This window comes from Nocardia vulneris, from assembly GCF_001613425.1.
GTDB lineage: Bacteria > Actinomycetota > Actinomycetes > Mycobacteriales > Mycobacteriaceae > Nocardia > Nocardia vulneris.
This window is the reverse complement of sequence record NZ_BDCI01000032.1, coordinates 1-2,283: the sequence shown is the minus strand read 5'-3', so window position 1 is coordinate 2,283 and position 2,283 is coordinate 1. Positions and strand designations below refer to the sequence as shown.

Genomic DNA, 2,283 nt, shown 5'->3' with positions numbered 1-2,283 from the left:
ACACGGTCGAGGGTGTGGTGATTGGTCAGTTGGGGGTGTGCGGGGTGGGCGGGTGGTCGGTTGGGTCGTGCCGGTGAGTCCGAGGGTGTTCGGGTGGTGATTGTGGGGGGTGGGGTGGTCGGTGTCGAGTGTTTCGGGTGTGGTGTCGGCCGCGTGGGGAGGGCGGGTCGGGGGTGGTGCTGTGGTTCGGTATTGCCCGGATTCGGGGGCTGGAATCGGGGGTGGGGAACTCGGCGAATACAGCTTGGCACGGGTCTGGTCGGATCGGTTTCCGCTCGGCGGATGTGTCTCACTACGATGGGAGCGCACCTGGTCGTATCGTGCCGGTGCCGGAGTCGTCGAAAGGAACCCTGTGCTGCGCACCCACTTGGCTGGTTCGCTGCGAAGCGAGCACGCCGGTCAGACCGTGACCCTCACCGGATGGGTGGCCAGGCGGCGCGACCACGGTGGCGTGATCTTCATCGATCTGCGCGACGCGTCGGGTGTGGCGCAGGCGGTGTTCCGTGAGGGTGCGCCGGCCGAGCAGGCGCACCGGTTGCGCGCGGAGTACTGCGTCCGGGTGACGGGCGTGGTGGAGCTGCGGCCGGACGGCAACGAGAACCCGGAGCTGCCGACGGGCACGATCGAGGTGAACGTCACCGAGCTCGAGGTGCTCAACGAGAGTGCGCCGCTGCCGTTCCAGCTGGACGAGCAGCCCGGCGAGGAAGCCCGGCTCAAGTACCGCTACCTCGACCTGCGCCGGGAAACTCCCGCGCACGCGATCCGGTTGCGCTCCAAGGCCAATGCCGCCGCCCGCGCGGTGCTGGCGAACCACGAGTTCGTCGAGGTGGAGACGCCGACGCTGACCCGCTCGACCCCGGAGGGCGCCCGCGACTTCCTGGTGCCCGCGCGCCTGCAGCCGGGCAGCTTCTACGCGTTGCCGCAGAGCCCGCAGCTGTTCAAGCAGCTGTTGATGGTCGGCGGCATCGAACGCTACTACCAGATCGCGCGCTGCTACCGGGACGAGGACTTCCGGGCCGACCGGCAGCCGGAATTCACTCAGCTCGACATCGAGATGAGCTTCGTGCGCCAGGACGACGTGATCCTGCTCGCCGAGCAGATCCTGGCCGCGCTGTGGAAGCTGGTCGGCTACGAGATCCCGACGCCGATCCCGCACATGACCTACGCGGAAGCCATGCGCCGCTTCGGTTCCGACAAGCCGGACCTGCGTTTCGGCATCGAGATCACCGAGTGCGCGGAGTACTTCAAGGACACCCCGTTCCGGGTGTTCCAGGCCGAATACGTCGGCGCGGTGGTGATGCCGGGCGGCGCGAGCCAGCCGCGTCGCCAGCTCGACGCCTGGCAGGAGTGGGCGAAGCAGCGGGGTGCGAAGGGCCTGGCGTATGTGCTGGTCAACGAGGACGGCACGCTCGGCGGCCCGGTCGCCAAGAACCTGAGCGACGCCGAACGCGACGGGCTGGCCAAGCATGTCGGCGCGGTGCCGGGTGACTGCGTGTTCTTCGCGGCCGGTCCGGCGAAGGCGCAGCGCGCGCTGCTGGGTGCGGCGCGCGGCGAGATCGCCCGCAAGGTCGGCCTGATCGACGAGAGCGCGTGGTCGTTCGTGTGGATCGTTGACGCGCCGATGTTCGAGCCGGCCGCCGAGGCGACCGCGAGCGGCGATGTGGCGCTTGGGCATTCGGCCTGGACCGCGGTGCATCACGCGTTCACCTCGCCGAAGCCGGAGTCGGTCGACAGCTTCGACACCGACCCGGGTGCCGCGCTCGCCTACGCCTACGACATCGTCTGCAACGGCAACGAGATCGGCGGTGGCAGCATCCGCATCCACCGGCGCGACGTGCAGGAACGCGTGTTCAAGGTGATGGGCATCAGCAACGAGGAGGCGCAGGAGAAGTTCGGCTTCCTGTTGGACGCCTTCGCTTTCGGCGCACCGCCGCACGGCGGCATCGCCTTCGGCTGGGACCGGATCGTCGCGCTGCTCGCCGGGCTGGACTCGATCCGCGAGGTGATCGCGTTCCCGAAGACCGGCGGCGGCGTCGACCCGCTGACCGACGCCCCCGCGCCCATCACCGCGCAGCAGCGCAAGGAAGCCGGGCTGGACGCCAAGCCCGCGCCGAAGGCCGAGCAAGCCCCGGCCAAAGCGGAGTAGTTCGCCGCGGGCGGTGCGTGATCCGGACCGGTGATCGCGCCGCCCGAGCGAGATGGGTGCCGCTTGACCTGAGGGCGGTTCGGGGTGCGCTGCGTCTGTCCGCGCCGACCCGTGTCGCTCGACCTGAGGGCGGCCTA

At 69.6% G+C, this 2,283-nt stretch carries 1 protein-coding gene; it reads left to right on the top strand.

The genetic code is table 11. The features are described 5' to 3' along the window. The first annotated feature begins 352 nt into the window (after nt 1-352). Nucleotides 353-2,146 carry an aspartate--tRNA ligase gene (gene aspS / locus NVU01S_RS29555; protein ID WP_043680038.1) on the top strand — a complete coding sequence of 598 codons (1,794 nt, stop codon included), beginning with the start codon at nt 353-355 and terminating at the stop codon, nt 2,144-2,146. Nucleotides 2,147-2,283 lie beyond the last annotated feature (137 nt).